This is a genomic window from Pseudomonas syringae pv. cilantro, from assembly GCF_001293775.1.
In the GTDB taxonomy this organism is placed as follows: domain Bacteria; phylum Pseudomonadota; class Gammaproteobacteria; order Pseudomonadales; family Pseudomonadaceae; genus Aquipseudomonas; species Aquipseudomonas syringae_P.
On record NZ_LGLN01000033.1, the window covers coordinates 638,529 to 655,386 of the forward strand.

General features: G+C 58.9%; 17 protein-coding genes. All 17 read left to right on the forward strand.

Annotated elements, in window-relative coordinates:
- Positions 1 to 345 precede the first annotated feature (345 nt).
- The 17 genes from fliL (at position 346) to ABJ99_RS09970 (ending at position 16,857) form a co-directional block, all read left to right on the forward strand.
- Complete coding sequence (gene fliL, locus ABJ99_RS09890; protein WP_054085659.1) at positions 346 to 852, forward strand: flagellar basal body-associated protein FliL; 507 nt, start codon at positions 346 to 348, stop codon at positions 850 to 852.
- A 9-nt stretch (positions 853 to 861) separates the two neighbouring features.
- Positions 862 to 1,830 (forward strand): flagellar motor switch protein FliM, encoded by a 969-nt coding sequence (fliM, locus tag ABJ99_RS09895; RefSeq protein WP_054080214.1) that lies wholly within the window; start codon positions 862 to 864, stop codon positions 1,828 to 1,830.
- A gap of 60 nt (positions 1,831 to 1,890) precedes the next feature.
- Positions 1,891 to 2,352, forward strand: a complete 462-nt coding sequence (gene fliN, locus ABJ99_RS09900; protein ID WP_024672559.1) for a flagellar motor switch protein FliN — start codon at positions 1,891 to 1,893, stop codon at positions 2,350 to 2,352.
- Positions 2,353 to 2,793, forward strand: a complete 441-nt coding sequence (gene fliO, locus ABJ99_RS09905) for a flagellar biosynthetic protein FliO (RefSeq protein WP_054085660.1) — start codon at positions 2,353 to 2,355, stop codon at positions 2,791 to 2,793.
- Complete coding sequence (fliP, locus tag ABJ99_RS09910) at positions 2,793 to 3,545, forward strand: flagellar type III secretion system pore protein FliP (RefSeq protein ID WP_007252101.1); 753 nt, start codon at positions 2,793 to 2,795, stop codon at positions 3,543 to 3,545. Before fliO ends, fliP begins: the two co-directional genes overlap by 1 nt.
- A 25-nt stretch (positions 3,546 to 3,570) precedes the next feature.
- A complete protein-coding gene (locus ABJ99_RS09915) occupies positions 3,571 to 3,840 on the forward strand; it encodes a flagellar biosynthetic protein FliQ (protein WP_007252102.1) in 270 nt (89 codons plus the stop codon).
- A gap of 6 nt (positions 3,841 to 3,846) precedes the next feature.
- Entirely contained in the window at positions 3,847 to 4,632 is a 786-nt protein-coding gene (fliR, locus tag ABJ99_RS09920) for a flagellar biosynthetic protein FliR (RefSeq protein ID WP_054085661.1), read from the forward strand.
- A 1-nt stretch (position 4,633) separates the two neighbouring features.
- Positions 4,634 to 5,770 carry a flagellar biosynthesis protein FlhB gene (flhB, locus tag ABJ99_RS09925; protein ID WP_054085662.1) on the forward strand — a complete coding sequence of 379 codons (1,137 nt, stop codon included), beginning with the start codon at positions 4,634 to 4,636 and terminating at the stop codon, positions 5,768 to 5,770.
- 253 nt (positions 5,771 to 6,023) lie between these two features.
- A complete protein-coding gene (gene flhA, locus ABJ99_RS09930; RefSeq protein WP_054085663.1) occupies positions 6,024 to 8,153 on the forward strand; it encodes a flagellar biosynthesis protein FlhA in 2,130 nt (709 codons plus the stop codon).
- An 11-nt stretch (positions 8,154 to 8,164) separates the two neighbouring features.
- Positions 8,165 to 9,493: a flagellar biosynthesis protein FlhF gene (gene flhF / locus ABJ99_RS09935; protein WP_054085664.1), complete on the forward strand. Its 1,329-nt coding sequence runs from the start codon at positions 8,165 to 8,167 to the stop codon at positions 9,491 to 9,493.
- A 115-nt stretch (positions 9,494 to 9,608) separates the two neighbouring features.
- The gene (fleN, locus tag ABJ99_RS09940; protein ID WP_003412391.1) at positions 9,609 to 10,442 is read left to right on the forward strand and encodes a flagellar synthesis regulator FleN; all 834 of its coding nucleotides are present in this window, start codon (positions 9,609 to 9,611) and stop codon (positions 10,440 to 10,442) included.
- Entirely contained in the window at positions 10,439 to 11,179 is a 741-nt protein-coding gene (gene fliA, locus ABJ99_RS09945) for an RNA polymerase sigma factor FliA (protein WP_007252107.1), read from the forward strand. Before fleN ends, fliA begins: the two co-directional genes overlap by 4 nt.
- Before the next feature lie 252 nt (positions 11,180 to 11,431).
- A complete protein-coding gene (locus tag ABJ99_RS09950; RefSeq protein WP_162491530.1) occupies positions 11,432 to 11,806 on the forward strand; it encodes a chemotaxis response regulator CheY in 375 nt (124 codons plus the stop codon).
- Between the two features lie 19 nt (positions 11,807 to 11,825).
- Positions 11,826 to 12,611, forward strand: a complete 786-nt coding sequence (locus ABJ99_RS09955) for a protein phosphatase CheZ (protein ID WP_024671909.1) — start codon at positions 11,826 to 11,828, stop codon at positions 12,609 to 12,611.
- Positions 12,612 to 12,644: 33 nt separating this feature from the next.
- The gene (locus ABJ99_RS09960; protein WP_054085665.1) at positions 12,645 to 14,906 is read left to right on the forward strand and encodes a chemotaxis protein CheA; all 2,262 of its coding nucleotides are present in this window, start codon (positions 12,645 to 12,647) and stop codon (positions 14,904 to 14,906) included.
- 50 nt (positions 14,907 to 14,956) lie between these two features.
- Positions 14,957 to 16,117: a protein-glutamate methylesterase/protein-glutamine glutaminase gene (locus tag ABJ99_RS09965; RefSeq protein WP_054085666.1), complete on the forward strand. Its 1,161-nt coding sequence runs from the start codon at positions 14,957 to 14,959 to the stop codon at positions 16,115 to 16,117.
- Positions 16,117 to 16,857 (forward strand): flagellar motor protein, encoded by a 741-nt coding sequence (locus tag ABJ99_RS09970; RefSeq protein WP_054085667.1) that lies wholly within the window; start codon positions 16,117 to 16,119, stop codon positions 16,855 to 16,857. Before ABJ99_RS09965 ends, ABJ99_RS09970 begins: the two co-directional genes overlap by 1 nt.
- Position 16,858: the final 1 nt, after the last annotated feature.

Here is a 16,858-nt window from a genome sequence, read left to right on the forward strand (position 1 = left end):
CCGCCTGATGCTGTTCGCCGGGGGCGCAAAGGTGACCTGAGTCAGAAACAAACATCACTGACACCGCAGAACCGCAGTGTGGCGCTGAGCGTCACGAAAAGCATCGCCATGCAGCACAGGAGCGAGAGTCAACGCCCTATTCTGCGAAGGCTGTGCCGACCTCTTCGCGAGCAATGCGGATCGCCGCCCCGCCACATCCCACAAGATACCCGGCACTGCTCAACTGCACCCGCGAGCGTAACCACTTGTGTCCGCTACATCCCCATTCCGTACAACTCTGGCATAACACTTGCTCTGCCTCTGTCACGTAGTGAAGAAACTCTTGAATAGTGACGGATTATTGGCATGGCGCAGAGCGAAGACGTTAAAGACCCCGCACCCAAAGGCAAAGGTAAACTCAAGCTCATCATTATCGCCGTCGTGGCGCTGTTGTTGGCCGTGGGTCTGTTAGTGGGCGCGACCTGGTTTCTCATGCACAAGGGCGAAAGCAAGGTAGACCCGGCGGCAGCGGCAGCGGCGGCCAACGTCAAGCCAGTGGCGGTCTATGAACCGATGACGCCCGCGTTCGTAGTCAACTTCAACGCCAATGGTCGTCAGCGCTACATGCAGGTCAGTATCACCATGCTCGGGCGCAACGCTGCTGACATGGAAGCCCTGAAAGTGCACATGCCGCTGATTCGTAACAATCTGGTCATGCTCTTCGCAAGTATTCCATTCGAGTCGCTGGCGTCGCCGATCGGCCAGGAAATGCTGCGTCAGAAAGCGACCGCGAGCATTCAGGAAGTCGCACAGAAAGAACTCGGCAAGACTGTGATCGAACAGCTGCTCTTCACTAATTTCGTATTGCAGTAGGATTTTCACATGGCTGTGCAAGACCTGCTCTCCCAGGACGAAATCGACGCGCTGCTGCATGGTGTTGACGATGGTATGGTCCAGACCGACGGCCCCGGCGAGCCGGGCAGCGTCAAAAGTTATGACCTGACCAGCCAGGACCGGATTGTCCGGGGTCGCATGCCGACCCTGGAAATGATCAACGAACGATTCGCCCGCTACACCCGCATCAGTATGTTCAACCTGCTGCGCCGCTCTGCGGATGTGGCGGTGGGCGGTGTGCAGGTCATGAAGTTTGGCGAGTACGTGCATTCGCTATATGTACCAACCAGCCTCAATCTGGCCAAGATCAAGCCGTTGCGCGGCACCGCGCTGTTCATCCTCGACGCCAAGCTGGTGTTCAAGCTGGTGGATAACTTTTTCGGCGGTGACGGTCGTCACGCCAAGATCGAAGGTCGTGAGTTCACACCGACTGAATTGCGCGTCGTGCGCATGGTGCTGGATCAGGCATTCATCGACCTCAAAGAAGCCTGGCAGGCGATCATGGAAGTCAACTTCGAGTATATCAACTCGGAAGTGAACCCGGCCATGGCCAACATCGTCGGCCCGAGCGAGGCGGTGGTGATCTCGACGTTCCACATCGAACTCGACGGCGGTGGCGGTGATCTGCACGTGACCATGCCGTATTCGATGATCGAGCCGATCCGCGAAATGCTCGATGCCGGCTTCCAGTCAGACCTCGACGATCAGGACGAGCGCTGGGTCAACGCGTTGAAAGAAGACGTACTCGACGTCAACGTGCCGCTGACGACCACGATTGCCCAGCGTCAGTTGCCATTGCGCGACATCCTGCACATGCGCCCCGGCGATGTGATACCGGTCGAACTGAGCGACTCGCTGGTCATGCGTGCCAACGGCGTGCCTTCATTCAAGGTCAAGCTTGGCTCGCACAAGGGCAAGATGGCCCTGCAAGTAATCGAACCCATAGCACGACGTTGACCGGTCAGGTCGGCGTCGGACATTTTGCGTAACTGAAAGACTGCGTACAGAGGACAACTGATGGCTGATGAAAACGATATGACGTCTGCTGAAGATCAGGCACTGGCCGATGAATGGGCGGCTGCACTGGGCGAGGCCGGCGACGGCGGGCAAGCGGACATTGACGCGTTGCTGGCTGCGGATGCGGGCAATTCGGGTAGCCGTCTGGCGATGGAAGAATTCGGCAGCGTGCCGAAGAACACCGGCCCGGTAACGCTGGATGGTCCGAACCTGGACGTGATTCTGGATATTCCGGTGTCGATCTCCATGGAAGTCGGCAGCACCGATATCAACATTCGTAACCTGCTGCAGCTCAACCAGGGTTCGGTGATCGAGCTGGACCGTCTGGCTGGCGAGCCGCTGGACGTGCTGGTCAATGGCACGCTCATCGCTCACGGCGAGGTGGTGGTGGTCAATGAGAAGTTCGGCATCCGTCTCACCGACGTGATCAGCCCGAGCGAACGCATCAAGAAGCTGCGCTGAATGAAGCGCTGGCTGAGTGTTCTGTTGACCCTGCCGTCGTTGGCCTGGGCCGCCGAGCCTGCTGTCCAGGCGGCACCTGCGCAAGTGGCCACTACCGTGTCCGGCGGGATGGGCGGGCAATTGGTGCAGCTGCTGTTCGGTCTGATACTGGTGGTCGGTCTGATTTTCGTGCTGGCCTGGCTGATGCGCCGCGTGCAGCGCATCGGACCGAACAACGGTCAGGTTATCGAACTGGTGAGTACGCGTGCCCTGGGGCCGCGCGATCGTCTGGTGCTGGTGCAAATCGGCGACGAACAGGTATTACTGGGTATTACGCCGGGTCGAATCACGCCCTTGCATGTACTCAAGGAGCCGGTGAGTGTACCGGTGCGTGAACAGGCGACGCCTGAATTCGCTCAGCGTCTGATGGAGCTGATGGGCAAGGATAAGGACAAGAAGTAATGGGCGCCTTGCGTTTCCTGATACCGCTGTTGCTGGTCATGGTGGCGCCATCTGTTCTGGCGGCCGATCCGCTGTCGATACCGGCAATCACGCTGTCCAATGGCGCGGATGGTCAGCAGGAGTATTCGGTCAGCCTGCAAATCCTGCTGATCATGACGGCGCTGAGTTTCATCCCGGCGTTCGTCATGCTCATGACCAGCTTCACCCGGATCATTATCGTGTTCTCGATTCTGCGTCAGGCCCTGGGCTTGCAGCAGACACCGTCGAACCAGATCCTGACCGGCATGGCGCTGTTTCTGACCATGTTCATCATGGCGCCGGTTTTCGACCGGGTGAATCAGGACGCCTTGCAGCCTTATCTGGCGGAAAAGCTTACGGCGCAGGATGCGGTTGCCAAAGCGCAGGTGCCGATCAAGGATTTCATGCTGGCGCAGACGCGTACTAGTGATCTCGAGCTGTTCATGCGCCTGTCCAAGCGTACTGATATCCCGACGCCGGATGCCGCGCCGTTGACTATTCTGGTGCCGGCGTTCGTGATTTCCGAACTCAAGACGGCGTTTCAGATCGGCTTCATGATCTTCATTCCATTCCTGATCATCGATCTGGTGGTCGCCAGTGTGCTGATGGCCATGGGTATGATGATGCTGTCGCCGCTGATCATCTCCCTGCCGTTCAAGATCATGCTGTTTGTGCTGGTGGATGGCTGGGCGCTGATTGTCGGCACCCTGGCTGGCAGTTTTGGTGGCGTATGAGTCGTTTCACTGAGGAGTCTGCCCGATGACGCCGGAAGTAGCCGTCGATCTGTTTCGCGAAGCGCTGTGGCTGACCACGGTTCTGGTCGCCATACTCGTGGTGCCGAGCCTGTTGTGCGGTCTGCTGGTGGCGATGTTTCAGGCTGCCACCCAGATCAACGAACAGACATTGAGCTTTCTGCCTCGCCTGCTGGTGATGCTGGTGACCTTGATCGCTATCGGGCCCTGGCTGCTGAAAATATTCATGGAATACATGCTGGCGCTGTACACCAGTATTCCGACGCTGATCGGCTAGCGCCGCATGCAGTCGATGCTCGCGCTGACCGATACCCAGATCAGTACCTGGGTGGCGGCCTTCATGTTGCCGCTTTTTCGGATCATTTCGCTGCTGATGACCATGCCGATCATTGGTACCACGCTGGTGCCACGTCGGGTGCGTTTGTACCTGGCGGTTGCGATCACCGTCGTGGTCGCGCCGGCGTTACCGAACATGCCGCCGGTCGAAGCGCTGGATCTGAGTGCGTTATTGCTGATCGGCGAGCAGATCATCATCGGTGCCGGGATGGGGCTGTCGCTGCAGTTGTTCTTCCATATCTTCGTGATTGCCGGGCAGATCATCTCCACGCAGATGGGCATGGGCTTCGCCTCGATGGTCGACCCCACCAACGGCGTGTCTTCCGCGACGATCGGTCAGTTCTTCACGATGCTGGTCACGCTGCTGTTCTTGTCCATGAACGGCCATCTGGTGGTGCTGGAAATTCTTGTCGAGAGCTTTACCACGATGCCCGTCGGCAGTGGTCTGCTGGTCAATAATTTCTGGGAGCTGGCGAACGGGCTGGGCTGGGTATTGAGTTCCGGGCTGCGGCTGGTACTGCCTGCGATCGCGGCGTTGCTGATCATCAACATCGCCTTTGGCGTAATGACTCGCGCCGCGCCGCAGCTCAACATCTTCTCGATCGGTTTCCCGCTGACCCTGGTGATGGGCATGGTTATTCTGTGGCTGACCATCGGTGACATTCTCAATCAGTATCAGCCGATTGCCAGCCAGGCATTGCAGGCGTTACGCGATATGGTGAGGGCTCGTTGAAATGGCAGAAAACGAGAATGGCCAGGACAAGACAGAAGACCCCACGGAAAAGAAGGTCAAGGACTCACGGGCCGATGGCCAGATTGCGCGCTCCAAGGAGCTGACCACGCTGGTGGTGATGTTGATGGGGTCGGGCGGGTTGCTGATCTTCGGCTCCGACATCGCCGAGATGATGTCCGCACTGATGCGCGACAATTTCACGATAACGCGTGAAACGCTGATGGATCAGTCCTATATGGGCAAAGCGCTGCTCAGTTCAGGCCTGCATGCCCTGGTGGTGGTGCTGCCGTTTCTGATAGTCATGCTGCTGGCTGCCCTGGTGGGGCCGATCCTGCTGGGCGGCTGGCTGTTTACAGCCAAGCCGCTGATGCCCAAGTTCAGCCGCATGAACCCGGCAGCCGGGCTCAAGCGCATGTTTTCGCCAAGCGCGTTGGTCGAACTGCTCAAGTCACTCGGTAAATTCCTGATCATCCTGGCGGTTGCGTTGGCGGTATTGAATAGCGAGCGCAAGGATCTGATCGCCATCGCCCACGAGCCGCTTGAGCAGGCGATGATTCACAGCCTGATCGTGGTGGGCTGGAGCAGCTTCTGGATGGCCTGCGGTCTGGCGTTCATTGCAGCAGCGGACGTGCCGTTTATGCTGTATCAGGCGCACAAGAAACTGCTGATGACCAAGCAGGAAGTGCGCGACGAACACAAAAACAGCGACGGTAACCCGGAGGTCAAGCAGCGCATTCGCCAATTGCAACGTGAAATGTCCCAGCGGCGGATGATGGCCTCGATTCCCGAGGCCGACGTCATTATTACCAACCCGACGCACTTCGCCGTAGCCCTGAAATACGATCCCGAGCAGGGCGGGGCGCCTATGCTGCTGGCCAAGGGGTCAGACCTTGTGGCGCTGAAAATTCGCGAGATTGGTGCGCACAACCAGATACTTATTCTGGAGTCGGCAGCGCTCGCTCGCTCCATCTACTACAGCACCGAGCTGGACCAGGAAATCCCCGCCGGGCTTTATCTGGCCGTGGCCCAGGTGCTGGCCTACGTCTACCAGATCCGCCAGTTCCACGCCGGCCAGGGCAAGCGCCCCGACCCCCTCGGCGACGTCAAAATCCCCCCGGATCTGCAGCGCGATGCGTAGCCGTTAGCACGTCCTGAAGTACTGTATTTTTCTGCCACAAGGCATTCCCGCAGATGGGTGACGCTCTGCCTCCGCTCCTTGGGTGCGCAGTGCAAGGTTCTCTGGCTTCACTGATCGCGCTCGTCTTGCGCAATTTCTACCTCAAAGCCTTGCCTGTAGTGGCTTTATAAAAGTTGGACAGGTTTTTGCAACAGGGTCGATACAGGGCGCTTTTGGCGTCAATGTTTTGATCTAGTGCGCAGGTAACGAATCAGTGGATCGCTCTCAATTACTCAGTAGCGCACGCAGCAATATCAGTGGCCTGGGCCGTGGTCAGTTGGGCGTTCCGTTGTTGTTGCTGATCATGCTGGCAATGATGATGTTGCCCATGCCGCCGTTCCTGCTGGACGTGCTTTTCACGTTCAACATCGCACTCTCGATCGTCGTGCTGCTGGTCTGCGTCTACGCATTGCGGCCACTGGATTTCTCGGTATTCCCGACCATTCTGCTGGTCGCCACGTTGCTGCGTCTGGCGCTGAACGTGGCTTCCACCCGGGTGGTCATGCTGCACGGTCAGGACGGTCACGCGGCGGCGGGCAAGGTGATTCAGGCCTTCGGTGAAGTGGTCATCGGCGGCAACTACGTGGTCGGTATCGTGGTGTTCGCGATCCTCATGATCATTAACTTTGTGGTAATCACCAAAGGTGCCGGTCGTATTTCCGAGGTGAGCGCGCGCTTCACCCTCGATGCGATGCCCGGCAAGCAGATGGCCATCGACGCTGATCTCAATGCCGGTCTTATCGATCAGCCAGAGGCCAAGCGCCGGCGTGCCGAAGTCGCCCAGGAAGCCGAGTTTTACGGTTCCATGGACGGTGCCAGCAAGTTCGTGCGCGGCGATGCGATTGCCGGCCTGTTGATTCTGTTCATCAACCTCATCGGCGGGATGCTGGTCGGTATCTTTCAGCACAACATGAGCTTCGCCGATGCCGGTCGCGTCTACACCCTGTTGACCATCGGTGACGGTTTGGTGGCGCAGTTGCCATCACTGCTGCTGTCCACCGCGGCCGCGATCATGGTGACCCGTGCTTCCGGTTCGGAAGACATGGGCAAGATGATCAATCGTCAGATGTTTGCCTCGCCGAAGGCGCTGGGTGTTTCCGCCGCGATCATGATCGTCATGGGTCTGGTGCCGGGCATGCCGCACTTCTCCTTTATCAGTCTCGGGCTGGTGGCCGCTGGCGGTGCCTACCTGTTGTGGAAGAAAGAAAATCAGGTCAAGGTCGAAGCCATTGCCGAAGTGCAGCGCCAGCAAGACCTGCTGCCGTCTCCGACCCGCGTTCAGGATTCCAAAGAGCTGGGCTGGGACGACGTGACCCCGATCGACATCATCGGCCTGGAAGTGGGTTATCGCCTGATTCCGTTGGTGGACCGCAATCAGGGTGGTCAGTTACTCGCGCGTATCAAGGGCGTGCGCAAGAAGCTCTCTCAGGAGCTTGGCTTCCTGATGCCGACCGTGCACATCCGCGACAACCTCGATCTGGCCCCCAGTGCCTATCGCTTGACGCTGATGGGCGTGATCCTCGCCGAGGCCGAGATTTATCCGGATCGCGAGCTGGCGATCAATCCCGGGCAAGTCTTTGGCACCCTGAACGGCATCACCGCCAGAGACCCGGCGTTTGGCCTTGAAGCGGTCTGGATCGAAATCAGCCAGCGCAGCCAGGCGCAGTCGCTGGGCTACACGGTGGTGGACGCCAGTACTGTGGTCGCGACGCACCTTAACCAGATTCTGTACAAGCACTCCCATGAGCTGATCGGTCACGAAGAAGTCCAGCAGTTGATGCAATTGCTTGCCAAAAGCTCGCCCAAGCTCGCTGAGGAGCTGGTTCCGGGTGTGCTGTCGTTGTCGTCGTTGCTCAATGTGCTGCAGGCGCTGCTGGCCGAACACGTGCCGGTGCGTGATATCCGCAGCATCGCAGAGTCCATCGCTAACAACGCCGGAAAGAGTCAAGATACCGCCGCGCTGGTCGCGGCTGTGCGGGTCGGTTTGAGCCGCGCAATCGTCCAAAGCATTGTAGGCGTTGAGCCGGAGCTGCCTGTTATCACTCTTGAACCAAGGTTGGAACAGATATTGCTCAATAGTCTACAGAGGGCTGGTCAGGGTCAGGAAGAAGGCGTTTTGCTTGAGCCGAGCATGGCTGAAAAGCTCCAGCGTTCGTTGATCGAGGCCGCCCAGCGTCAAGAGATGCAAGGGTTGCCGGTGATTCTTCTGGTAGCAGGTCCGGTCCGGGCGATGCTGTCACGATTTGGACGATTGGCTGTACCGAACATGCATGTGCTGGCGTATCAGGAAATACCGGACAACAAGCAAGTAACCATCGTAGCGACTGTCGGGCCAAACGGCTGAGGTAGTGAGTCATGCAAGTTAAGCGATTTTTCGCCGCCGATATGCGTCAGGCCATGAAACTGGTTCGCGATGAGCTGGGCGCTGAAGCGGCCATCATCGGTAACCGGCGGATTGCCGGTGGCGTAGAGCTGACTGCTGCTCTGGATTACAAGCTGTCTGCCCTGGCCCCGCGCGTACCGAACATGGAGCTTGAAGACGAACTGCGCAAAACCCAGTCGCGCATCGTCTCCGCTCAGGCTGAATTGAACAATCGCAGCGACAGTGACACCTCGGTCAATCTTCAGCTGTTTTCCGGCAAGACCGGCAGCGCTGTCGATACGCACATCGAACCGACGCTCGAAGAGCCGCCACGTCCGTTTGCCTACGCGCCGGCACCTGCCGCAGAGCCTGCTGGCGGCCAGCGTGCCTTTGACTCGATGCGTTCGGAATTGAATGGTCTGCGCGAGCTGCTGGAAGTCCAGCTCGGCTCCCTGGCCTGGAATCAGCTGCAGGGCAGCCGTCCGCAGCAGGCCAACCTGTGGCGCCGTCTGCAACGCGTCGGTCTGTCCGGCCCGCTGTCCCGCGATCTGCTGTCGATGATTCCGGATATCGACGAGCCCCGTCAGGCCTGGCGCATGTTGCTGGCGCACCTGGCGCGGATGATCGCAGTGCCTGAAGTCGAGCCGCTGGAAGAAGGCGGCGTGATTGCCATGGTCGGCCCGGCTGGCATGGGCAAGACCACTACGCTGGCCAAGCTCGCCGCCCGCTACGTGCTGAAATACGGCCCGCAAAACATCGCGCTGGTCAGCATGGACAGTTTTCGTATCGGTGCTCAGGAGCAGCTCAAGACATTGGGCCGCATCCTCAACGTGCCGGTCACTCATATCGATCCTGGCCAGTCGCTGGTTCAGGCGCTGGAGCCATTGCTGCGCAAGCGTGTGGTCCTGATTGACACCGCCGGGCTGCAAGCCAGTGATCCGGCGTTGCGCATGCAACTGGAAAGTCTGGCAGGTCGTGGCATCAAGTCGCGCAACTATCTGGTGCTGGCCACTACCAGCCAGAAGCAGGTACTGACGGCGGCTTATCACAGTTACAAACGTTGCGGTCTGGCGGGATGCATTCTGACCAAGCTCGATGAAACAGCCAGCCTCGGCGAAGTCCTGAGCCTGGCAATCAGTCACGAATTACCAGTGGCCTACCTCACGGACGGCCCACGTATTCCTGATGATCTGCACATTCCACGGCGTCATCAGTTGGTCAGTCGTGCCGTCAGTGTGCAGATGCAGGATGAGCCTAGCGAGGAAGCGATGGCTGATATGTTTGCTGACCTCTATCACACCCCTGGCAAGAGAGTGGGTTAAGTGATGGATAGTATTGGAATGTCCCTGCATCAACGGTCTGCCAGGCATTGTTCATTTGTGAATGTGCGGTTCTCGGTGTGGTTTCGGTCTACGCAAGACAAGGTAAAGAAATAACATGGGCAGCATGCATCCCGTACAGGTGATCGCGGTGACCGGCGGCAAAGGTGGCGTCGGTAAGACTAACGTGTCAGTGAACCTCTCACTGGCCCTCGCCGAGCTTGGCCGGCGCGTCATGCTGCTGGATGCCGATCTTGGTCTGGCCAATGTCGACGTTCTGCTCGGGCTGACACCCAAGCGCACGCTTGCCGATGTGATCGAGGGTCGCTGCGAATTGCGCGACGTTCTGTTGCAGGGGCCGGGTGGTGTTCGCATCGTGCCTGCCGCTTCCGGCACGCAGAGCATGGTGCATCTGTCCCCGGCCCAGCATGCCGGTCTGATCCAGGCATTCAGCGAGATTGGCGACAACCTCGATGTGCTGGTGATCGACACGGCTGCCGGCATCGGCGAATCAGTGGTGAGCTTTGTGCGCGCTGCTCAGGAAGTACTGCTGGTGGTGTGCGACGAGCCCACGTCGATCACCGATGCCTACGCCCTGATCAAGCTGCTCAATCGCGATTACGGCATGAACCGCTTCCGGGTGCTGGCCAACATGGCCCAGAGCCCTCAGGAAGGGCGCAACCTGTTCGCCAAGCTGACCAAGGTCACCGACCGTTTTCTTGATGTTGCCCTGCAGTATGTAGGCGCCGTGCCGTACGACGAATGCGTGCGCAAGGCCGTGCAGAAACAGCGTGCCGTCTATGAAGCATTCCCGCGTTCCAAATGCGCACTGGCGTTCAAGGCCATTGCCCAGAAGGTTGATACCTGGCCGTTGCCAGCCAACCCGCGGGGTCACCTCGAGTTCTTCGTCGAGCGACTCGTCCACCAGACCAGTGCGGGGCCTGTGCAATGACTGCGAGCGGCTATCAGATGTACAGCAAGAGTTCTCGTAATTCGCAATACGAGTTGATCGAGCGGTATGCGCCGCTGGTCAAGCGTATCGCCTATCACCTGCTGGCGCGTTTGCCAGCCAGCGTGCAGGTGGAAGATCTGATTCAGGCCGGCATGATCGGTCTGCTTGAGGTCTCCACCAAATACGATTCCACCAAGGGTGCGAGTTTCGAGACCTACGCCGGCATTCGCATTCGTGGCGCGATGCTCGACGAAGTGCGCAAGGGTGACTGGGCGCCACGCTCGGTCCATCGCAATACACGCATGGTCAGTGACGCAATTCGCGCAATTGAAGCTAAAACCGGACGTGACGCTAAAGATCACGAGGTTGCGGCCGAACTCCAGTTGAGTCTTGATGATTATTACGGGATTTTGAATGATACCTTGGGCAGCCGCCTTTTCAGTTTCGACGACCTGCTGCAGGACGGCGATCATGAAGGGCTGCACGAGGACGGCGCGAGCGGTTCGCTCGAGCCGTCGCGCGACCTGGAAGACGAGCGCTTCCAGGCCGCGTTGGCCGATGCAATTGCCAATTTGCCGGAGCGTGAGCGTCTGGTGTTGGCGCTGTACTACGACGAAGAGCTGAACCTCAAGGAAATCGGAGAGGTTCTGGGGGTCAGCGAATCGCGAGTCAGTCAGTTACACAGCCAGTGCGCAGCTCGTTTGCGAGGGCGTTTGGGGGAGTGGCGAGCGCGTTGACGGCAGTGCGCGGCATTTGTCGCGCGTTGTCTGCATGCCGGCTGTGCAAAGCGTTACGTGGTAACAGGAAAGACGAGGCAAAGGCCTGTCGGGCAGTGTCTCGATGGGCTTTAGTCGCAGTCTCGATTGTCGTTGTGCCAAGCCCGTCGCCGTTTCGTATAGCTGGGAGTGTGCTGTGCCAGTATTGAGTGAACAGCGTGTTCAGGTGCTGAACGCGTTAAAGACTGCTTGGAGGTCGAATTGGACAAGAACATGAAAATCCTCATCGTTGATGACTTCTCAACGATGCGGCGGATCATCAAGAACCTGTTGCGCGATCTGGGGTTTACCAACACGTCGGAAGCGGACGATGGTCTGACCGCATTGCCGATGCTGCAGAGCGGTGCCTTTGACTTTCTGGTGACGGACTGGAACATGCCTGGCATGTCCGGTATCGATCTGCTGCGTCAGGTGCGTGCGGATGATCGGCTGAAGAGCCTTCCCGTGCTGATGGTCACTGCCGAAGCCAAGCGTGAGCAGATCATCGAAGCTGCCCAGGCCGGGGTGAACGGTTATGTAGTCAAGCCATTCACGGCTCAAGCGCTGAAAGAGAAGATCGAAAAGATCTTTGAACGCGTCAATAGCTGATGCATGCCGTGAGGGCGCTATGGATAACACAGATTCGATGGCCGACTTTGAGTCGACCCTAAAAAGACACGCGCAGGAACTCGTCACCAGCCTTGAAAAAGGCCGTTTTGGCGAAGCTGTGCAGCTGATCCATGAGCTCAACCAGACACGTGACCGCGGCCTTTATCAGGAAGTGGGCAAGCTGACTCGTGAGTTGCACAGTGCAATCGTCAATTTCCAGATCGATCCGCACATGCCTCAGGCCGAAGAGGTGTCGCAGATCACTGACGCCACCGAGCGGCTGTCGTACGTTGTACGGCTGACCGAGAATGCGGCCAACCGCACCATGGACCTGGTCGAGGAAAGCACGCCGCTCATGAACGGTCTGAGTACCGACGCCAAGGCGTTGAGCGAAGACTGGGGGCGTTTCATGCGCCGTGAAATCGGTGCCGAGGAATTTCGCGAACTCGCCAAGCGGGTTGATGGTTTTCTGACGCGTACCGAGAAGGAAACCCACGAAGTTTCTGCCCACCTCAACGACATTCTGCTGGCCCAGGATTACCAGGACCTTACCGGTCAGGTCATCAAGCGTGTCACGCAGTTGGTCACTGAAGTAGAAGGCAATTTGCTCAAACTGGTGCTCATGGCCAGTCATGTCGATCGCTTCGCAGGCATCGAACATGACGAAGAATCCATCCTTGCTGAAAAAGATCCTAAAAAACATCTCGCCAAGGGTGAAGGTCCGCAGATTCATGCCGATAAACGTGAAGACGTCGTATCCGGACAGGATGATGTAGACGATCTGCTATCGAGCCTCGGCTTCTAAGGTCTGTTGACGGTTAATTTTAGGGAGCACCCCATGAGCTTCGGCGCCGATGAAGAAATCCTTCAGGATTTTCTGGTAGAGGCCGGCGAAATTCTGGAGCAGTTGTCAGAGCAATTGGTCGAGCTGGAAAGCCGACCGGATGATGCTGATCTGCTCAATGCAATTTTTCGCGGTTTTCACACTGTAAAAGGGGGCGCCGGCTTCCTCCAGCTCCATGAGCTGGTGGAGTGCTGCCATATCGCCGAAAACGTGTTCGACATCCTGCGCAAGGGTGAGCGACGCGTTGATTCCGAACTGATGGATGTAGTCCTGGAAGCTCTGGACGCCGTCAACAGCATGTTTGGTCAGGTGCGTGAACGGACTGACGTAACGCCCGCTACACCGGAACTGCTGGCCGCGCTGGCGCGTCTGGCCGAGCCACAGTCTGCGGATGCGCCTGTGGCTGCGGAACCAGAACCTGTCGTCGAGGCTCCTGCCCCGGCGGTGGCGCAGGCAGCAGGCGGCGATGACATCACCGATGATGAATTCGAACAGTTGCTGGATTCGCTGCATGGCAGCAATCCGGCGTCGGCCGCGCCGGCCGCTGCACCAGTCCCTGCTGCCAGTGCAGCTTCGGGCGACGAGATCACCGATCAGGAATTCGAATCCCTGCTCGATCAGTTGCACGGCAAGGGCAAATTTGCGGCGGAAGTTGCAGTCGCACCTGCCCCGGCGGCAGCTGCGCAGAGCAGCAAAGCCGCGTCCGGCAATGATGAAATCACTGACGATGAATTCGAAGCCTTGCTTGATCAGTTACATGGCAAGGGATCGTTTGACGGCGCTGTAGCGGCGCCGGCTGCTGCTCCGGTTGCGGCGGTTGCCAAGGCACCTGCTGCCTCCAAGGCGGCTGCGTCGGATGAAATCACCGATCACGAATTTGAAAGCCTGCTTGACGAGTTGCATGGCAAGGGCAAATTCGAGCCTCAGGTGGTTGTTGCCAAGGCGCCTGCTCCAGCGGCCGCTCCGGCGCCTGCTGCCAAACCTGCACCGGCACCTGCTGCGAAAGCCGAGCCAGCCAAAGCGGCTCCAGCGCCGGCCCCGGCTCGCTCTGCGGCTGCTCCGGCTGAAAAACCGGTAGCCACCGAAGCTGAGACCACTGTTCGCGTCGATACCGCCCGCCTGGACGAGATCATGAACATGGTGGGTGAGCTGGTGCTGGTGCGTAACCGTCTGGTTCGTCTGGGGCTCAACAGCGCTGACGAAGCCATGTCCAAGGCGGTGTCCAACCTGGATGTGGTGACCGCAGATCTGCAGACGGCGGTGATGAAGACCCGCATGCAGCCGATCAAGAAAGTATTCGGCCGCTTCCCGCGTCTGGTTCGCGACCTGGCTCGCCAGCTCAAGAAAGAGATCAACCTGGAACTGGTCGGTGAAGAAACCGACCTCGACAAGAACCTCGTAGAGGCGCTTGCCGACCCGCTGGTCCACTTGGTGCGCAACGCGGTCGATCATGGTATCGAAACGCCGGAAGAGCGCGAAGCCACGGGCAAGTCCCGTGGTGGCCGCGTGATTCTCTCGGCCGAGCAGGAAGGCGACCACATTCTGCTGTCGATTTCCGATGACGGCAAGGGCATGGACCCGAACGTCTTGCGCTCCATTGCGGTCAAGCGTGGCGTGATGGACAAGGATGCCGCCGACCGGTTGAGCGACACCGATTGCTACAACCTGATCTTCGCGCCGGGCTTCTCGACCAAGACCGAGATTTCCGATGTGTCGGGCCGTGGTGTGGGCATGGACGTGGTGAAAACCAAGATTTCCCAGCTCAACGGGTCTATCAACATCTACTCGACCAAAGGCCAGGGTTCGAAAATCGTCATCAAGGTCCCGCTGACCCTGGCGATCATGCCGACCCTGATGGTGATGCTGGGCAACCAGGCGTTTGCCTTCCCGCTGGTCAACGTCAACGAAATCTTCCACCTGAACCTGTCGACCACCAACGTCGTCGATGGTCAGGAAGTCGTCATCGTGCGTGACAAGGCTCTGCCGCTGTTCTACCTCAAGCGCTGGCTGGTCAGTTCGGCCGCTCATGAGGAGCAGCGTGAAGGGCACGTCGTGATTCTTACTGTTGGCACCCAGCGCATCGGCTTTGTCGTCGATCAACTGGTCGGTCAGGAAGAAGTGGTCATCAAACCGCTGGGCAAGATGTTGCAGGGTACGCCGGGCATGTCGGGCGCCACCATTACCGGTGACGGTCGCATTGCGCTGATTCTCGATGTACCCAGCATGCTCAAGCGTTACGCCGCACGGCGTATCTGAACCCGGTGTTGCGGGCGGCTTGGCTGCCTGCAACGCCCATTGGAGTGTTTATGGCAGTCAAGGTCCTGGTGGTGGATGATTCCGGTTTCTTCCGCCGCCGTGTCACGGAAATTCTTTCTTCGGACCCCAACATTGTTGTTGTCGGCACCGCTACCAATGGCAAGGAAGCAATTGAGCAGGCGCTGGCGCTCAAGCCTGACGTCATTACCATGGACTACGAAATGCCGATGATGGATGGCATTACGGCAGTCCGTCACATCATGCAACGTATTCCCACCCCGGTCTTGATGTTCTCGTCGCTGACGCACGAAGGTGCGCGCGTGACGCTGGATGCGCTGGACGCCGGTGCTGTGGATTTCCTGCCCAAGAATTTCGAAGATATCTCGCGCAATCCGCAGAAAGTCAAACAACTGCTGTGCGAGAAGATCAACAGCATTTCCCGCAGTAATCGCCGTTCAAGCGGGTTGGGGGCGACGAGCGCTGCGCTTTCCGCTGCAGCTCCGGCCCCATCCAGTCGTACGCCAGCTCCTGCGACGCCTGCGCGGACCGTGCCGCCGCGTGCCGCCGCGCCTGTCGCTGCCGCGCCAACCCACGGCCATGCTCACCATGCACCCACGCACCCGACCACGACCGGGACTGCCAAGCGCAAGGCCTACAAACTGGTCGCCATCGGAACCTCGACGGGCGGTCCGGTTGCCTTGCAGCGGGTACTGACCCAGTTGCCTGCCAATTTTCCGGCACCGCTGGTGTTGATTCAGCACATGCCTGCGGCGTTCACCAAAGCGTTCGCCGAGCGGCTCGACAAACTCTGCAAGATCAGTGTGAAAGAGGCTGAGGACGGCGATGTTTTGCGTCCCGGTCTAGCGCTGCTGGCACCTGGCGGCAAGCAGATGATGGTCGATGGTCGCGGGACGGTGAAAATTCTGCCTGGCGACGAGCGCTTGAACTACAAACCGTGTGTGGATATTACCTTCGGTTCCGCCGCCAAATCCTACGGCGACAAAGTGTTGTCTGTGGTGCTGACCGGCATGGGCGCAGACGGTCGAGAGGGCGCGCGTCTGCTCAAGCAGGCTGGCAGCACCGTGTGGGCGCAGGATGAAGCGAGCTGCGTGATCTATGGCATGCCGATGGCGATCGTCAAGGCGGAGCTCGCGGATGCGATCTACAGCCTGGATGACATCGGTCGGCACCTGGTCGAGGCCTGTCTCTGATGGATGTGCTGAGTCTTATCGGCCTGATTCTGGCGTTCGTCGCGATTATCGGCGGTAACTTTCTCGAAGGCGGGCACCTTGGCGCCTTGATCAACGGCCCGGCTGCATTGATCGTGATAGGCGGCACGCTCGGTGCCTCGCTGTTGCAGTCGCCGATGAGCGCATTCATGCGCGCCCTGAAAATCGTCGGCTGGATTATCTTTCCGCCGCGCATCGACCTGCCTGGCGGGGTTGATCGGGTCATTGGCTGGAGCATGACGGCGCGCAAGGAAGGCCTGCTTGGTCTGGAGACCGTGGCCGACGCCGAGCCAGACGGTTATGCCCGCAAAGGCTTGCAATTGCTGGTCGATGGCGCCGAACCTGCGGCCATTCGCAGCATCCTCGAAGTGGATTTCATCACTCAGGAAACCCGCGATATTCTGGCGGCCAAAGTGTTCGAAAGTATGGGCGGCTATGCGCCGACCGTGGGCATCATCGGTGCGGTGATGGGCCTGATTCACGTCATGGGCAATCTGGCTGATCCCAGTCAGCTGGGCAGCGGCATCGCGGTGGCGTTTGTCGCGACCATCTACGGGGTGGCCATCGCCAACCTGATTCTGCTGCCGGTGGCCAACAAGCTCAAAGCCATCGTTCATCGCCAGTCGCGCTATCGCGAAATGCTTCTGGAAGGCCTGCTGTCCATTGCCGAGGGTGAAAACCCGCGCTCCATCGAACTCAAGCTGCAAGGCTTCATGGAGTAAG